Genomic DNA, 16,042 nt, shown 5'->3' with positions numbered 1-16,042 from the left:
TCGGGTTATCCTTTAATGCCGTAATGGCGCAGCATAGCATCCAGCTGCGGCTCGCGGCCACGGAAGCGTTTGAACAGCGCCATCGGCTCTTCCGACCCGCCGCGCGACAGGATGTTGTCGAGGAAGGATTTGCCGGTTTCGGCGTTGAAAATCCCCTCTTCTTCGAAGCGCGAGTAGGCGTCGGCCGACAGCACTTCCGCCCACAGGTAGCTGTAGTAACCCGCCGCGTAGCCGCCGGCGAAGATGTGGCTGAAGGCGTGCGGGAAGCGGCCCCAGCTCGGCGAAGGCACCACCGCCACCATTTTCTTCACTTCCGCCAGCGTCGGCAGGATCTGCGCGCCTTTTTCCGGGCTGTATTCGAAGTGCATGCGGAAATCGAACAGTCCGAATTCCAGCTGGCGCAGAATGAACAGCGCCGCCTGATAATTCTTGGCCGCCAGCAGCTTGTCGAGCATGGCCTTCGGCAGCGGCTCGCCGCTCTGGTAGTGGCCCGAGATAAACGCCAGCGCTTCCGGCTCCCAGCACCAGTTTTCCATAAACTGGCTCGGCAGTTCGACCGCATCCCACGGCACCCCGTTGATGCCGGAGACGCCGGCGGTATCGATCTGCGTCAGCATGTGATGCAGACCGTGGCCGAATTCGTGGAACAGCGTGGTCACTTCGTTATGGGTGAACAGCGCCGGCTGGTCGCCCAGCGGACGGTTGAAGTTGCAGGTCAGGTAAGCGACCGGTTTTTGCAGCGTGCCGTCGGCCTTGCGCAGGCTGCCGACGCAGTCGTCCATCCAGGCGCCGCCGCGTTTGTTCTCGCGGGCGTACAGATCGAGGTAGAAGCTGCCGCGCAGCTCGCCGTCGGCGTCGAACAGATCGAAGAAGCGCACGTCCGGATGCCAGGTTTCCACGTCTTTACGCTCTTTGGCGGTGATGCCGTAAATGCGTTTCACCACTTCGAACAGCCCTTCCACCACCCGCTGCTCCGGGAAGTACGGGCGCAGCTGCTCGTCGCTGATGGAGAACAGGTGCTGCTTCTGTTTTTCGCCGTAGTAGGTGATGTCCCAGGCGTCGAGCTCGTCCACGCCATAGTGCTGTTTGGCGAAGGCGCGCAGCTGCGCCAGCTCTTGCTCGGCCTGCGGGCGGGCGCGTTTGGCCAGATCGCTCAGGAAGCCGATCACCTGCTCCGGGCTTTCCGCCATTTTGGTCGCCAGCGACTTGTCGGCGTAGGTGGCGAAACCCAGCAGCTGAGCCAGCTCGTGGCGCAGCGCCAGCGTTTCCGCCATCACTTCGCTGTTGTCCCATTTGCCGGCGTTCGGCCCCTGGTCAGAGGCGCGGGTGGCGAAGGCGCGGTACATCTCTTCACGCAACGCGCGGTTGTCGGCGTAGGTCAGCACCGGCAGGTAGCTCGGCATGTCCAGCGTCAGCAGCCAGCCGTCTTGCTCTTTGGCCTGCGCCATCGCCTGCGCCTGCGCCAGGGCGCTTTCCGGCAGGCCGCTCAGCTCGGCTTCGTCGGTAATCAGTTTGCTCCAGCCCATGGTGGCGTCGAGCACGTTGTTGCTGTAGGTGGAGCCCAGTTCGGACAGGCGCGCGACGATCTCGCCGTAGCGCTGCTGTTTGTCCGCCGACAGGCCGATGCCCGACAGTTCGAAGTCGCGCAGCGCGTTGTCCACCGCCTTGCGCTGCGGCACGCTCAGCGCCTCGAACGCCGCGCCCTCTTTCAGGCTGCGGTAGGCCTGGTACAGCCCTTCGTGCTGGCCGACCCAGGTGCCGTACTCGGACAGCAGCGGCAGCGCCTGCTCATAGGCGGCGCGCAGCTCCGGGCTGTTTTTCACCGAGTTCAGGTGCCCGATCGGCGACCAGATGCGCGACAGGCGATCGTCCGACTCCGCCAACGGCTGACACAGATTGTCCCAGGTGAACGGGCCCGGCTGCGCGACCACGCGCTCTACCGCAGCGCGGCAGTCCGCCAGCGCGGATTGCACCGCTGGCACGATATCTTCAGGGCGGATCGCCGAGAAAGGCGGCAGGGAAAACGGGGTCAGCAACGGATTTGTCATAGGGCAGTCCTGATTAGCGTTGGGGCCCGCCGCACGGGCGAGCCTTAAAATGCGTATGAATCTCTAACATGGAGCCAGGCAGCAGGAAAATCAATGCCCGGCGTTGATCGTTCGTGCCTTAAATGGCGCTTTGGCGGATGCGGGCAGCCAGCGCCGCCAGCTGCTCGTCGTCGGCACGCGCGGCGTCATGGGAGGAAATATAGCCTTCGTAACGCGCGAAAAACTTCGGCGAGGTCGATTCGATCGGCCGCCACTGTTCCAGCGACGCGGTGCCGTGCAGCGGGATCAGTTTGGCGTGCACGTGGTCGACGCCGTAGCCCTCAAACACCATGCCGCAGCGGCCGACATCGTCGAACGCGCGATCCAGCTGCTTTGCCACCCGCTTGGTCGCCAGCATCAACGCGCTCAGCACCTCGTCCGGCAGGTCAAAGGCGTAGCTCGGGTGGTGCGCCTTGGGGATCACCACGCTGAAGCCGTCGGTGTTGGGAAAGATGGACAGGAACGCCAAATGGTCGTCGTCTTCCCAGATTTTATGGCACGGCGCCTTGCCCGCCACGATGTCGCAAAAAATGCAGCTCATCCTTTCTCCTTGTGATTCACAGCGTTTCAACCCATTCGAACTCTTCGAACACCAGCCACATGTCCGGCGCAAAGGTGCCCTCGCGGGTGAAGAACGCCTGATGCCCCTGGCGCCAAAACGCCAGGCTTTTGTCGCCTTCACCCTCTTTGGCCGCCATCTCGGCGGTCACCCGATCGTAGCGCACCAGGCGCAGCGCCAGGGTTCTGATCACGCAGGCCGGTTCGCCGCGGCCATCGAGAACGATGCTGTAATCGCCGATCCGCGGGGTTTGTTCCCGACGATAGCTCGCATAGGAACTGCAGGTGGCGGTTTTATCCCCGCTCAGCACCAATCCCAGCAGTTCGTCGGCTAACGCCGGGCCGTCGCCGAACGCCCAGCGCGCCGCGTCGGGGTAATTCGCCAAAATCGCCTGTTTGCTCATCGTCCTGTCCCTTTCTGTTAACGTCTGCGGCAACGGAGTCCGGTTTTTCCCGGCCAGACAGTTTATACTGTGCAGATTATAAGCCTTATTGCATTGAATGCTCCGTCTGCGGAGCACAAGGAACCGCCACCCGTCATGTTAAGTTATCGCCACAGTTTCCACGCCGGCAACCACGCCGACGTGCTCAAGCACACCGTTCAGAGCCTGATCATCGAGTCGCTGAAGGAAAAAGAGAAGCCGTTCCTGTATCTGGATACCCACTCGGGCGCGGGCCGTTATCAGCTCAGCGGCGAACACGCCGAACGCACCGGCGAATACCTGGAAGGCATCGGCTTGCTGTGGCAACGCGACGATCTGCCGGAAGAGCTGGCGGCCTACATGAGCGTGGTGCACAACTTCAACCGTTCCGGCACGCTGCGCTACTACCCCGGCTCGCCGCTGATCGCCCGCCAGCTGCTGCGCCCGCAGGACAAAATCCACCTGACCGAGCTGCACCCGAGCGACTACCCGCTGCTGCGCAGCGAGTTCCAGAAAGACGAGCGCGCCAAAGTGCAGCGCGCCGACGGCTATCAGCAGCTGAAATCCCAGCTGCCGCCACTGTCGCGCCGCGGCCTGATCCTGATGGACCCGCCGTATGAAATGAAGACCGATTACCAGGACGTGGTCAAAGGCATTCAGGAAGGCTACAAGCGTTTCGCCACCGGCACCTACGCGCTGTGGTACCCGGTGGTGATGCGCCAGCAGATCAAACGCATGCTGCGCGATCTGGAAGCCACCGGCATTCGCCGCATCCTGCAGATCGAGCTGGCGGTGAAACCCGACAGCGATCAGCGCGGCATGACCGCCTCCGGCATGATCGTCATCAACCCGCCGTGGAAGCTGGAACAGCAGATGAAGAACGTGCTGCCGTGGCTGCACAAGGTGCTGGTGCCGTCGGGCATCGGTCACCATCTGGTGAACTGGGTGGTACCGGAATAATCCCCATCAGGGCGCGGTTTGCCGCGCCCTGCGTCCACCTATCGCAGCCATCGACGCAATCTTTGCGACAAACCCCGGTCAGGCGTTAAACTCTTACCCTCTTCAAATTCACAACTCATGGAAATCCCAGATGACGAAACATTACGATTATCTAGCAATTGGCGGCGGCAGCGGCGGTATCGCATCGATCAACCGGGCAGCCATGTACGGCCAAAAGTGTGCGCTGATTGAAGCCAAAGAGCTGGGCGGCACCTGTGTAAACGTGGGTTGTGTACCGAAAAAAGTCATGTGGCACGCGGCGCAGATCGCCGAGGCCATCCATCAGTACGGCCCGGACTACGGCTTCGACACCACCGTCAACGCCTTCGACTGGAAAAAGCTGGTCGCCAACCGCACCGCCTATATCGACCGCATCCACAATTCCTACGACAACGTGCTGGGCAAGAACAAGGTCGACGTGATCAAAGGCTTCGCGCGCTTCGTGGATGCGCACACCGTGGAAGTGAATGGCGAAACCATCACCGCCGACCACATCCTGATCGCCACCGGCGGCCGCCCGAGCCATCCGGCTATTCCGGGCGCGGAATACGGCATCGACTCCGACGGCTTCTTTGAGCTGGACGCCATGCCGAAACGCGTCGCCGTCGTCGGCGCCGGCTATATCGCCGTAGAGATCGCCGGCGTGCTGAACGCGCTGGGCGCGGAAACGCATCTGTTCGTGCGCAAGCACGCGCCGCTGCGCACCTTCGATCCGATGATCGTCGAAACCCTGGTGGAAGTGATGAACACCGAAGGACCAAGCCTGCACACCGAATCGGTGCCGAAAGCGATCGTCAAGAACGCCGACGGCAGCCTGACGCTGCAGCTGGAAAACGGCAAGGCATTCACCGTCGACTGCCTGATTTGGGCCATCGGCCGCGAACCGGCGACCGACAACCTGAACCTCGGCGTCACCGGGGTGAAAACCAACGAACAAGGCTACATCGACGTCGATAAGTTCCAGAACACCAACGTCAAAGGCATCTATGCGGTGGGCGACAACACCGGCGCGGTAGAGCTGACCCCGGTCGCCGTGGCCGCCGGCCGCCGTCTGTCCGAGCGCCTGTTCAACAACAAGCCGGACGAACACCTGGATTACAGCAACATCGCCACCGTGGTGTTCAGCCACCCGCCGATCGGCACCGTCGGTCTGACCGAGCCGGAAGCCATCGAGAAATTCGGCGCGGACAACGTGAAGGTGTACAAATCCTCCTTCACCGCCATGTACAGCGCCGTGACGCAGCACCGTCAGCCGTGCCGCATGAAGCTGGTGTGCGCAGGTAAAGAAGAGAAAATCGTCGGCCTGCACGGCATCGGCTTCGGCATGGATGAAATCCTGCAGGGCTTCGCGGTGGCGGTGAAGATGGGCGCCACCAAGAAGGACTTCGACAACACCGTGGCGATCCACCCGACCGCGGCGGAAGAGTTCGTCACCATGCGCTGAGGCGCAACCTCGCCGGGTTCCGGCGCGTAACAGGCCAGGCGCGAAAGCGTCTGGCTTTTTTATTTATCTCGCTCGCCTCACGGCGCCCGGCGGTAATGATCGCGAAGAAACACCGGCAAATCGTTCGCCGGTGAAGCAAAGGGCACCTGATAGAGCATATCGCCGACAAAACCGCGATGATAGGTAGCGTGGTTGACGACATGCAGCACGATTTCCTGGCGCGTCATGCGGCCTTCCCCCCCGCCGACGAACTCGAAATGCACCACCTGCGCCAGCGCCTCCGGCGACCAGCTGTCCACCTGTTCGATATACCAGCGGTCCATTTCCTCCACCGCGCACCGCAAGTCGTCAAGCGCAGGCGTTTGCTCGGTGTTGCGCGCGAGGTAGCCATGCTTGCGGCCTTGCAGATGGTGCCTGAAGATATCGTCCACCACATACACATGATTCAAGGTATGCACCATATTGCCGAAACGGGTCGGGCGCGGCCGCAGCGCTTCGCCTTCCGGCAAGGCCGCCACACAGTCAAAGGTCAAGGCGTTCGCCCAGGCTTTGTAACGCACCAGCATTTTCAAGGTATCGATGGCCGTTGCAGACATACTGCTCACTCCTTATCGGATGAAAATCGATATTCAGCTCAGCCGCACGCGGTGCGGCGGCGCGTTCTACGCCGCGCCAATCCCTTGCAGCCGCCCTTCGACCTGCGTGCGCGTATCGCCGCCCACCCAAATCCGGCCGCTCGCGTCGCGGGTGACATGCACGCGTCCGTTGCGCCCACGGCAGCGCCCCTGAGCGGCGATATAGCCGCCGCTGACCACGCCGGTTGCGAACAACCACTGGGCCAGGGAGGCATTGAGGCTGCCGGTGACCGGATCTTCAACGATAGCGCCAAGATGATCGCTCAAAAAGGCGCGAACTTCGAAGGCTGCGTCACCATCGGCATGTGGGCCGACGACGCCAATGTCGACCCTGCGCGACCAGCTTCTCGCCGGCGTCAGGGAAAGCACACGCTCGGCGCTGGCCAGCCGGATCCCCAACCACCCCGGACCGTTATCGATCCAGGCGGCATCGAGCGCCTCCTCAGGCGCGATCCCCAAAAACCGCAGCGCGTCGGCCAACGCCGCTTCTGAAGGCGCCCCGGAGCGAATCAACGGCGGCGCGGCAAAACACAGCCGTCCGGCCTCGCGGCGAATGCTCACCAAGCCCGCCCCGCACTCCTGGATGATCTCCGTCTCATTGCGCGGCATACCCTCCGCAGTAAGCCAGGCATGACAACTGCCGAGCGTCGGGTGCCCGGCAAACGGCATTTCACGATCCAGCGTGAATATCCGCACCCGGTAATCCGCCTGGGGGTGCGTCGGCGGCAGCAAAAAGGCCGTCTCCGACAGGTTGAACCAACGCGTCAAACGCTGCATGTCCTCCGTCGACAACGCTTCGGCGCCCGTGATCACCGCCAACGGATTGCCGGCGAGCGGCCCGGCGCCAAAGACATCCACCATCTGCATGCCAAAAACCATCGCTTCTCTCCTCAGGTTAACGCCGGGCGTTCATTACCCCCGCGATATCAACAGCTCCAGGCCCGCCAAAGCGAACAGCAGCGCAAGCGTTCCTTCAATCCAGCGCCTCACCCGGGTGTAAAACGCGATCATCGGCGCCGTTGAGAACAGCAGGGCATACCCCCCGAAAATCGTCACGCCGAGCAGCGCGCAACCGCCAATAATTGCCGGTAAAACCTGCTCAGGCGCGCCTTGCCGCAATCCCAGCGACATGATCGCCATCCAGGACATGATGGCCTTGGGATTGCCGAGATGCATCAGCACGCCCTGCCGATAAAGCGCCCGATAAGGCCGCGCATCGCGCCCCGCGGCCATGCCCGACGTCGCGGCGGACGTGCGTAACGCGGACTTTCCGGCGCGCAGCGCCAGATACAGCATATACACGCCGCCAACGATCTTGATGGTCCACAGCGCCTGCGCATACGTGGCCAACACGGCGGAAAGGCCGGTCGCGGCCAACATCGCCCAGCACAGCGATCCGGTCATCACGCCGGCGGCCAGCACCAATGCGGGCCTGCGGCCGTCACGCATCGCCACGCCCATGATCGCCATGTTGCTGGGGCCGGGGCTGGCGGTTGCGAGGAGATAGGCGCCGTAAACCAACGCAAGCTGACTGACCATCATGGAAAAACTCCGCTGACCCGCCTTACGGCCGAGCCGTTGTTGAAAACGCCGGGACTCCTCACCAACATAGTATGTGTTACACTTTTCGCCTATTTAAATAGTGTCACGTGACACTATATTCTTTCTCCGGAGAGCGACCATGCGGCTTCAATCCCCCTGGCAACCCCGCCTGGCCAACGTAGAAGCCACTACCGTCGAACGGCTGGTGCTGGCGTTGGCTGACGACATTATCGAGGGCAAGCTGCAAGGGGGCGATCGTTTGCCGGCTCACCGTCCCCTCGCCTGGCAATTGGCGATCGGTCTGGGCACGGTGACCAAAGCCTACGCCATCCTGGAACGACGCGGGCTGGTTCGCAGCGTGAAAGGCCGCGGGATGTTCGTGGCGATTCGCCGCGCCCGTGAAAAACGCGAAATCGATCTTTCATCCAATGCGCCGCCGGCGATGCTTACCGATCGTTTGCTGGCGCGCACGCTGGCCGGCATTGCGCGGAAAATGGATGCGGACCATCTGAACTTCTATTCCCCTCCGACCGGGCATCTGGAGCACCGGCGTTTGTTGGCCCGCTGGCTGGAAAACGCCGGCGTCACGATCGATCCGTCGCACCTGGCGCTGACCAGCAATGCCCGTCAGGCGATTTCGCTGGCGTTTGACCTGGCCTGCGGGCCACGCGGCACGATACTGACGGAAAGACTCACCTACCCCGGCGCGATCGCGCTGGCCCGGCGTAAAGGCCATCGCCTGATCGGCGTGGAGATCGATGCGCAAGGCATGGTGCCGCAGGCGCTGGCGAGCGCGCTCGAGCGAGTCTCCTCCGGCCATACCGCGGTCTATCTGACACCGACGCTGCATAACCCGACGACCGCCACCATGAGCGCCGAGCGCAGGCAGGCTATCGTCGAGATATGCCGGCAGGCGAATGTCTGGATCATCGAGGATGGCGTCTACGCGCTGGGTCACTCTGCGGCGCCTGCGCTCGCGGCTTTAGCGCCCGAGCGGGCGTTCCATGTCAATGGCCTGTCGAAAACGCTCGGCCCGGGGTTGCGGATCGGCATGCTGACTCTGCCGCCCGGCATGCAAACTGCGGCGGAAGAAGCCTTGCAAGATATTCCTTTCGCGCCTTCGCCACTGTCTTGCGCTGTGGTGGAGGAGTGGCTGTCCAGCGGCGCAATCGAGACGATACCGCAAGCGTTGCGCCATGAGGCTCAGCGAAGAGTGCATCTGGCCACCTCGATATTCGATGCCGACGACTGCGTATCGCATCCCGACGCTTATCATGTCTGGCTGCCGATGCCGCGCGAAACCGCCGAGTCGGTGGCCGCCGCCGCCGCATTGGCCAACGTAAAGGTGACGCCGCCGGACACCGTGATGGTGGCCCGCGACGAACGTGCGACGGGCATTCGCCTGTGCCTGGGTTCCCCCTCGCCGGATGAGCTAACGGCAGGCCTGACGCAGCTGGCACAGCTGTTGAAAGAGCATCGGAACGGCTGACAAACGGAAGAGAAAGGTTACGCGCACGGGCCGACCGGCTCAGGACTGTTCTTTTTGTGCGGTTTACTATTCCCTTCGCACCCGCCTGCTTTTTCTGCCATTATTCTGCCTGATAAATTAGCGGGACTGATACAACCTCCCCGCGCCTCTGGAGAACACCGATGCTGTTCAAACTATGCAAAACCCTTGCGATGGCCTGCGTGGCCCTGATTATCGCCCAGAGCAGCGCGCTCAGCTTTACCCTAGAAGTGGCGGGCAAGATCGACAACGTGACCGACCCGGTCAAAAAAAGCTATCTGTTCACCGATAAGCAGCTGTTGGCGATGCCGGTGCGCAGCATCACCACCTCCACTTCCTGGACGCCGCAGAGAAAATTTGAAGGGATTTCGGTGGCCGATATCCTGGAGCGCGTCGGCGCCAAGGGCGAGACGCTGACTTTCTACGCGCTGAACGATTATTACATCGACGTGCCGCTGTCCGACGTCAAGAAATACAACATGATCCTGGCCTACAGGATGGACGGGGAAATGCTGAAGCTCAGAAACTTCGGCCCGCTGTTCCTGGTTTACCCACGCGACGCCGCCGGGCCTGAACTGAACTCGCCGTTGTACAATTCACGCTTTATCTGGCAAGTCGACAGGATCGTGATCAAATGAAGCTGACGACCTTTAAGAACGGCAGCAGGCTGGCGATCCCGGCCATCTTTGCCGCGCTGTTTTTAGTGGCTTCGACCGTCACGCTCTATTACTACAGCGCCACCCTGTCGAAAAAAGGGCTGTATGCCATCGCCGGCACGCAGGAGAATTACTCCTGGTCTATCGCCAAGTTCTCCATCAAGCTGGCGGAGTTCGACACGCTGGTCGAGCAGCAAAGCCATGCCGCGCAGGTGGACAGCGACAATCTGCGGCTGCGGTTCGAAATCCTCTATTCGCGCTTTTACGTGCTGGAAACCGTCTCCGAATCCACGCAACCGCTGTACGCCGAGCCGGGCTACCCGGAAGTGGTCAAGCAGATGCGCCTGCAGATGGATCGCATCGATAAACTGCTGGATAACCCGAAAATCGACTTCAGCCAGGTTTTCGCGGCCATGAAGGCCATCAAGCCTTACGCCATCGAAATGGCCAACCTGACCGACCACGCCGAGGTGAAGCAGCGCACCGCAGCCTATGAGGATTACATCGAGAAACGGCACATTATTTTCTATGGGCTGGTGATCGTCATGTTCTCGGTGATCGCGCTGATCGCCATCACCCTGATCGTGTTCCGCCAGCAGCGGCTGACCATTCGCCAGCAGGCCAAAGCCATTGAGGCGGAGAAAGCGACGCGCACCAAAAACGCCTTCCTCGGCGCCATCGGCCACGAGCTGCGCACCTCATTGCAGAGCGTGATGTCGGCCATCGACGTGCTGGTGAACACCCGAGTGTCGGCGGAGCATGCGGACACTTTCCAGCGGCTGGAGACCGCCGCGCAGCAAATCGAAAGCCAGATGAAGGATCTGACCGACTACGCGCACCTCGACAGCGGCATGATGGAATTGCGCATCGTGCCGTTCGACGCGCAGAAGCTGATCGCGGAAACCGCCAACGAAATCGCCACCCTGACCCGCAAAGAGCAGGTCAAACTGAGCTGCGAAGTGGAGTGCAGCCACCTGTTGGTGCACTCCGATCCGCTGCGCATCCGGCAGATTATCGTCAACCTGCTGACCAACGCCTACAAATACACCGAAAGCGGCAGCATTACGCTGCACAGCTGCCTGCGCCGCCAGCCGGGCGGCAATTCGTTGATCATCGAAGTGACCGACACCGGCATCGGTATTGAAAAAGACCAGCTCGATCAGATATTCAAACCCTTTACCCAGTTGGATCAGTCGCATACCAAACAGTATGCCGGCGTGGGGATGGGGCTGGCGATCGTGCACGGCCTGGTGACGCTGCTCAACGGCACCATCACGGTATACAGCGAAATCAAGAAAGGCAGCACCTTTATCGTCAGCATTCCGGTGCAGATCAGTGAAGAAGAGCGCGCCGACGAGCCCGCCGCCGCCAATGCCCCCCTGCAGCAAAAGCCGCAGCAGGTGCTGGTGGTGGATGACAACAAGTCGGTGGGTGACGCCTTTGCGGCGCTGCTGGACAAGCTGGGCTACCAGCACGAACTGTGCGACTCGCCGGAGCGCGCGTTGCAGAAACTGCTCAGACGCCCTTACGACGCGCTGTTGCTGGATCTGCAGATGCCGGGCATCGACGGCGCCGCCCTGGCCAGGCAGCTGCGCAATCGTCGCGGCCCCAACCGCCATGTGCCAATCATCGGCATCAGCGCCTATACGCCGGAGCAGCTGACGGCGGATCAGCGCGCCCTGTTCGATAACTACCTGATGAAACCGGTTCGGCTGGATGCGCTGTCGAGCGCGCTGGCCGAGGTGTTCCCCGCTAAAGATTAAAACAGCGTTGCAGTGCGGCTTCGATCACATGGAGCCGCACCGGTTTTTCATAAGGACCGAGCACATCGTACTCGCGCATCGCCTGAGCGATCTCCGACTCGCGTCGGTCGGTGCCCAGTTCGCCGGTCAGCACCAGTACCGGCGCGTCCGGGTTGTCGGAGGCGCGGATGGTGGCGATACAGCGATCCGCCGTTTCCTCACCGATCAGCCAGTCCACCACGTAACCGTCGAACAGGCTTTGCTGCAGCGCTTGGCAGAAGCTGTCGACATCGTAAAACGCCACTGCGTTGAAACCGCAGCCGCCGAGGTACTTGGCCAGCTCATCGGCCGCCTGATGCGAATCGTCCAATACCGCGATGCTCAACCGCTCGTCATCGCCGTAACCGGGCCGAATTTCTATCAGTTCGACGCCGTAACGCGGGCCTGCCGGCGCCTCATCGGCGCGATAGATATGCCATTGCCCCTCCACGCGCAGCGCCACAAATTCCGCCGGCCGCCCGGCAGGAAGTTCGTCGCCAATGTGCCCGACGCAGGGCATCGCCACCCCCGCCACGAAAAAGATGGCATCACGCGCCATGTTTGGCTCGGTCGTCTCATGTTCGGCGCTCAAATCGGCGATCGCCGCCGGCGTTTCTCCCAACGCGGCCGCGACGCTGTTGATCTGTTCCAGCGTCCAGGGGCTTTGCCCTTTCAATTTGCGGTGCGCATGTGAAAAACTCAGATCCAAGATGCGGCTGAGTTCGCGGGCATGCTGACGTTTTCCAATCCCGTAATGTAAAAACAGCTCCCTGACCCGATTGGCAATCGACTGTGAATCGAATTTTTGATGATTGTTATCCATTTGTTCCTTCGATTTTTTTTACTGATTTATCAGTCGTTTTGATTATTTCTGCTGAAAAAGCCACACCTAAAACTAGCATCCCATGCAATTATGCGTTAAAAACGTTGCTTGACATACCATGTTGTATCGTCAAACATGGTATCAAAAGAGACATACAGCAATACACTATAAAAAATAACACCAGCACGATTTTTAATAATAACCATAGTAACACCAGGGAAAATTTGTTCCGTTGCCGCTACTGAGACGATGCTCACATCGCTTGGACTGCATAAGCAAAACGGGGCTTGAGCCTTTAGCGCTAATCTGTTTTACCCACTTTTAAGCCGGGATCCGTCAGGGTCCCGGTTTTTTATTGCCCTGGTGCCGCGCCATCATACGGACTCACCCCGCAGCCGCAAATAAAAACGGAGCCGGCATGCCGGCTCCGTTCACCCTGTAATGACCGCTTGGCTTAGAAACGCCAGGTGAAACCGGCGTTGACGCTGTTGTCCTGGTGGTTCTGCGACAGCAGCCCGCCGTAGCCCAGCGACAGCGAGGCGTTCTCGTTCACCGCCACTTCCGCCCCTGCCTTCAGCACCATCCCGTCGCGCGACACCGGCACGCTGTCCACCACGAACGGCGCGTTGCCGCCGTTGAACCGCAGCCCGGTGCCACGCTCCAGCCCGCCGTACTGGTGTTGCCACCCCAGCTCGCTGCGCAGCGCCACCGTCGTGCCCGGGCTCACCTGCCACTCAGTGTCCGCGCGCAGTCCCAGCGTCGACACCGTCGCGTCGGTGTGCTGCTTGTCGCCGCGCAGCGCCGCTGCGCCGCCGCTTTCCGCGATGCCGTTGTTTTCGAAGTTCACGTACGCCAGGTTGACGAACGGCTCCAGGTTCAGCCACTCGCCCTTCACGCTGTAGCCCGCTTCCGCGAACAGCTGCTCGGTGCGCGCGCTGTACTTCGCCGTGTCGCGGTCCGACTGCATCCCGTAGTTCACCGACCGCTTGGTGTCGATGCGGTGCCAGGTGTAGCCCGCCCCGCCGCGTAGCGCCAGCGCCCCGAACTGCTTGTCGCCGTACGCCGCCAGGTGGTAGTTGTCGCTGTCCGCCTTCGACCCGTACCCGCCGTGCAGCGAGGTGCGGGTGTAGCCGGTCGCCACCCCCAGCCGCCAGTCGGCCGCCGCCGCCGAGTCCAGCCCCACCAGCACCCCGTAGGTCGAGGCCTGATAGCCGGTGGCGTTGGCGTCGCCCGACGCATGGTCCCACGCTCCCAGCAGCTGCGCCCAGGCGCCGTCCTCGTCCGCCTTGATGGCCGACGAGCTCGCCAGCCCTTCCGCCTGACGCAGACGCCCGTTCAGCGCCTCACGCAGGTAGCGGCTGTCGTTCACCAGCGCCGACGCGATATCCGCATGGATTTGCCCCGACAGTTGACGGAACGCCTGCCGCGCCTCGCCCGCCGTGCCGCTGTTGAGCAGGCTCTCGTACACCGGGTTGCCCGCCGCCAGCGCATCCGCCGCCGCCGCCACCGCCCGTTCGTTCGGCGTCTGCGCCACGCTGGCGAAGCTTGTGCCGTTGCGCCCGACGCTCAGCGTTACCCCGGTCGGCTGGTAGCTCAGCCCGGTGCCGAGGAACAGGTAGTTCGGCGCCACCGCGTCAAACTGCCCGCTCACCCCCTGCTGCGCGCTCAGGATGGTGTACTGCTGGCCCAGCAGGCTGCGCACCTCGCTTTGCGTCAGCAGGTTGCTGCTGTCCTCCAGCGTGACCGCCACCTCACCGCCGCCGATCGTCGCCGCTCCGCTGCTCTGGATCCGATCGCTCTGGCCGTTCGGGCCCACTTCCACCGCATAGCGCGAACCCGGCTCGAAGCTGACGTTGCCGGCCACGTTCAGGGTGCCGATCGAGTTGCCCGGCGCCACGGTGCCGCCGCGGCGGGCGGTCAGCGAACCGACCGTGCCGCTGCCGCCGACGATGCCGCCGCTCTGCACGCTGACATCCGAGGTGACCGAGCCGTTGATCGCCAGCCGCCCCTGATTGACCAGCGTCGGCCCGGAATAGGTGTTGGCGCCGGTCATGACCAGCGTGCCCCTCCCTTCTTTGGTCAGGCCGCCATGGCCGGAGATGTTGTTGGAGTAGACTTCCAGTTCGCAACTGATGTCGTCACACTTTCTGGCGTGCAGCGTGCCGGCATCCACCTCGGCGCCCAGACCCGGAATATTGGCGACAAACTGGGTCGGGCCGTAGGCCACGCCCGTCGGATCCGGAATGCGGAACTCCGCAGGAATATCTTCGACGGTATAGAACATGCCCGGGCCGTTGATGGCTTTGCCCAGGTTGATCATCCCCCAGCCGTAGAGCGCGTCGATGCCCGGCGCGCCCATGTCGGTGGCGGTGGTTTTCAGCACGTCGGCAATCTGCGCCGAGCTCATGTACGGGAAGCGCTGCAGCAACACCGCCACCGCGCCGGTGACGTGCGGCGTCGCCATCGAGGTGCCGTTTTTATTGCCGTAGTCCGACACCAGGTTGGCCGGATCGGAACCGTTGGCCACGGTGCTGTAGATTTTGCTGCCCGGCGACGAGACGCAGAAGCTGGCGGTATAGCCGCAACGGGAAGAGAAGCTGCTGATGGTGTAAGGCACGCTGTTGGTCGATGTCGCATCCTGCGCCACGCTGGCGACCGACAGCCAGTTCGGCGCGATGTCCGGCACGAAATAGGCCAGGCCGCTGATCACATCCGGCTGATTGTAGTTGCCGTCGTTACCGGCGGCGAACAGCACCAGAATATTTTTGCGCGCCGCGTCGATGGCGCCCTGATAGCCTGCGCCGGCCAAACTGCCGAGCAGCGGTTTGACCTGATCGAACTGTTCCTGCGCATCCTTCAGCTCAAAGTGCAGCGCGTTGGGATCGCGGCCGCCGTCGGACAGGAAATCGGGAATACTGACGCCCCAGCTGTTGTTGATCACCCGCACGCCGCTCTTGATCATCGCCTGCCAGCCGGCATTGGTGACGGCGCCGTCCAGGCCGAGGAATTCGCCGTAGGCCGGGCCGTCGTTGTCATTATCGACGCTGATCACCTGCGAATCGAAGGCCACGCCGTGCATGCCGACGCCGTCGCGGTTCGCCGCGCTGATGCCCGCGACGTGCACCCCGTGATTGCTCAGCATGCCCTGTGAACCGCTGTAGAAGTGGAAGGTGCCGTCGAAGTAAAAGCGATCGCCGGCGTTAATCCCCGGCCGGTGCGGATCGGTATAGGCGCGATAGCCTTCGGTGACCACGTTGATCAGTTTGCCGTCGCCGGCGAACTCGGGATGGCGGTTGACCGGGGTATCGAAAATGCCCACCTTCTGCCCTTTGCCGGTGTAGCCGGCGGCATAGGCCTCATCGGCGTGGATCGCCCCCAGCCCCCAGTTGGCGTTGAATTCGGCGCTGCGCCAACTGGCCGGATCGCCGGCTTGGCCGCTCACCTCGTGCGGCGCCGCCTGCGCATACCCCGCCAGCGCCATGCAGCAGACCAGCGCGTTCAGCCGCCACGGCGAGCGGCGAGCGTTTCCTTTGCTATCAAAACCCGTTGTTGTTGTCATTTCCTTACCTTTTGCTTGTTATTGGCCGA

Annotated in this window: 13 protein-coding genes; 5 read left to right on the top strand and 8 right to left on the bottom strand. The window is 62.2% G+C overall.

What is annotated here, in order from left to right; translation table 11 throughout:
• Positions 1-5: 5 nt before the first annotated feature.
• The 3 genes from prlC to ACP39K_RS18340 all read right to left on the bottom strand — a co-directional run bounded on the left by prlC (position 6) and on the right by ACP39K_RS18340 (position 3,049).
• Positions 6-2,048 carry an oligopeptidase A gene (gene prlC, locus ACP39K_RS18350; RefSeq protein WP_016930445.1) on the bottom strand — a complete coding sequence of 681 codons (2,043 nt, stop codon included), beginning with the start codon at positions 2,046-2,048 and terminating at the stop codon, positions 6-8.
• Positions 2,049-2,166: 118 nt separating this feature from the next.
• On the bottom strand, positions 2,167-2,628 hold the full coding sequence (locus ACP39K_RS18345; protein ID WP_033636385.1) for an HIT family protein: 462 nt from the start codon (positions 2,626-2,628) through the stop codon (positions 2,167-2,169).
• A 16-nt stretch (positions 2,629-2,644) separates the two neighbouring features.
• The gene (locus ACP39K_RS18340) at positions 2,645-3,049 is read right to left on the bottom strand and encodes an ASCH domain-containing protein (RefSeq protein WP_016930447.1); all 405 of its coding nucleotides are present in this window, start codon (positions 3,047-3,049) and stop codon (positions 2,645-2,647) included.
• Between the two features lie 135 nt (positions 3,050-3,184).
• On the opposite strand from ACP39K_RS18340, the gene ACP39K_RS18335 reads away from it, so the two are divergent.
• Positions 3,185-4,027: a 23S rRNA (adenine(2030)-N(6))-methyltransferase RlmJ gene (locus ACP39K_RS18335; RefSeq protein WP_004931012.1), complete on the top strand. Its 843-nt coding sequence runs from the start codon at positions 3,185-3,187 to the stop codon at positions 4,025-4,027.
• 130 nt (positions 4,028-4,157) lie between these two features.
• Complete coding sequence (gorA, locus tag ACP39K_RS18330; protein ID WP_016930448.1) at positions 4,158-5,510, top strand: glutathione-disulfide reductase; 1,353 nt, start codon at positions 4,158-4,160, stop codon at positions 5,508-5,510.
• A gap of 77 nt (positions 5,511-5,587) precedes the next feature.
• Here the strand turns inward: gorA and ACP39K_RS18325 are convergent, their stop codons facing one another.
• From ACP39K_RS18325 to ACP39K_RS18315, 3 genes are all read right to left on the bottom strand, one after another.
• Positions 5,588-6,106 carry a DinB family protein gene (locus tag ACP39K_RS18325; RefSeq protein WP_044030067.1) on the bottom strand — a complete coding sequence of 173 codons (519 nt, stop codon included), beginning with the start codon at positions 6,104-6,106 and terminating at the stop codon, positions 5,588-5,590.
• Positions 6,107-6,172: 66 nt separating this feature from the next.
• A complete protein-coding gene (locus ACP39K_RS18320) occupies positions 6,173-7,024 on the bottom strand; it encodes a PhzF family phenazine biosynthesis protein (protein WP_033639165.1) in 852 nt (283 codons plus the stop codon).
• A gap of 33 nt (positions 7,025-7,057) precedes the next feature.
• Positions 7,058-7,687 (bottom strand): LysE family translocator, encoded by a 630-nt coding sequence (locus ACP39K_RS18315; RefSeq protein ID WP_033639164.1) that lies wholly within the window; start codon positions 7,685-7,687, stop codon positions 7,058-7,060.
• 139 nt (positions 7,688-7,826) lie between these two features.
• Between ACP39K_RS18315 and ACP39K_RS18310 the strand changes: the two genes are divergently transcribed.
• From ACP39K_RS18310 to ACP39K_RS18300, 3 genes are all read left to right on the top strand, one after another.
• Positions 7,827-9,176: an aminotransferase-like domain-containing protein gene (locus tag ACP39K_RS18310; protein ID WP_115116381.1), complete on the top strand. Its 1,350-nt coding sequence runs from the start codon at positions 7,827-7,829 to the stop codon at positions 9,174-9,176.
• A 161-nt stretch (positions 9,177-9,337) separates the two neighbouring features.
• A complete protein-coding gene (locus ACP39K_RS18305; RefSeq protein ID WP_004931017.1) occupies positions 9,338-9,832 on the top strand; it encodes a putative pterin-binding protein in 495 nt (164 codons plus the stop codon).
• Positions 9,829-11,613: an ATP-binding response regulator gene (locus tag ACP39K_RS18300; protein ID WP_016930453.1), complete on the top strand. Its 1,785-nt coding sequence runs from the start codon at positions 9,829-9,831 to the stop codon at positions 11,611-11,613. The genes ACP39K_RS18305 and ACP39K_RS18300 overlap by 4 nt, the downstream gene beginning before the upstream one ends.
• Here the strand turns inward: ACP39K_RS18300 and ACP39K_RS18295 are convergent.
• Both ACP39K_RS18295 and ACP39K_RS18290 read right to left on the bottom strand, forming a co-directional pair.
• Positions 11,603-12,454, bottom strand: coding sequence for a helix-turn-helix domain-containing protein (locus ACP39K_RS18295; RefSeq protein WP_016930454.1), 852 nt, complete (start codon positions 12,452-12,454; stop codon positions 11,603-11,605). The two genes, ACP39K_RS18300 and ACP39K_RS18295, sit on opposite strands and share 11 nt — an antisense overlap.
• 454 nt (positions 12,455-12,908) lie before the next feature.
• Entirely contained in the window at positions 12,909-16,013 is a 3,105-nt protein-coding gene (locus ACP39K_RS18290; RefSeq protein ID WP_497008745.1) for an autotransporter outer membrane beta-barrel domain-containing protein, read from the bottom strand.
• Between the last annotated feature and the right edge of the window lie 29 nt (positions 16,014-16,042).

This window comes from Serratia sp. EC4, assembly GCF_059652115.1.
The sequence above is the reverse complement of the archived record's forward strand: the minus strand, read 5'-3'. Positions and strand labels throughout refer to the sequence as shown.

Bases quoted from the DNA above. Each gene is read 5' to 3' on its own strand.
- prlC (WP_016930445.1), bottom strand. From the start codon at position 2,048: ATGACAAATCCGTTGCTGACCCCGTTTTCCCTGCCGCCTTTCTCGGCG.
- ACP39K_RS18345 (WP_033636385.1), bottom strand. From the start codon at position 2,628: ATGAGCTGCATTTTTTGCGACATCGTGGCGGGCAAGGCGCCGTGCCAT.
- ACP39K_RS18340 (WP_016930447.1), bottom strand. From the start codon at position 3,049: ATGAGCAAACAGGCGATTTTGGCGAATTACCCCGACGCGGCGCGCTGG.
- ACP39K_RS18335 (WP_004931012.1), top strand. From the start codon at position 3,185: ATGTTAAGTTATCGCCACAGTTTCCACGCCGGCAACCACGCCGACGTG.
- gorA (WP_016930448.1), top strand. From the start codon at position 4,158: ATGACGAAACATTACGATTATCTAGCAATTGGCGGCGGCAGCGGCGGT.
- ACP39K_RS18325 (WP_044030067.1), bottom strand. From the start codon at position 6,106: ATGTCTGCAACGGCCATCGATACCTTGAAAATGCTGGTGCGTTACAAA.
- ACP39K_RS18320 (WP_033639165.1), bottom strand. From the start codon at position 7,024: ATGGTTTTTGGCATGCAGATGGTGGATGTCTTTGGCGCCGGGCCGCTC.
- ACP39K_RS18315 (WP_033639164.1), bottom strand. From the start codon at position 7,687: ATGATGGTCAGTCAGCTTGCGTTGGTTTACGGCGCCTATCTCCTCGCA.
- ACP39K_RS18310 (WP_115116381.1), top strand. From the start codon at position 7,827: ATGCGGCTTCAATCCCCCTGGCAACCCCGCCTGGCCAACGTAGAAGCC.
- ACP39K_RS18305 (WP_004931017.1), top strand. From the start codon at position 9,338: ATGCTGTTCAAACTATGCAAAACCCTTGCGATGGCCTGCGTGGCCCTG.
- ACP39K_RS18300 (WP_016930453.1), top strand. From the start codon at position 9,829: ATGAAGCTGACGACCTTTAAGAACGGCAGCAGGCTGGCGATCCCGGCC.
- ACP39K_RS18295 (WP_016930454.1), bottom strand. From the start codon at position 12,454: ATGGATAACAATCATCAAAAATTCGATTCACAGTCGATTGCCAATCGG.
- ACP39K_RS18290 (WP_497008745.1), bottom strand. From the start codon at position 16,013: ATGACAACAACAACGGGTTTTGATAGCAAAGGAAACGCTCGCCGCTCG.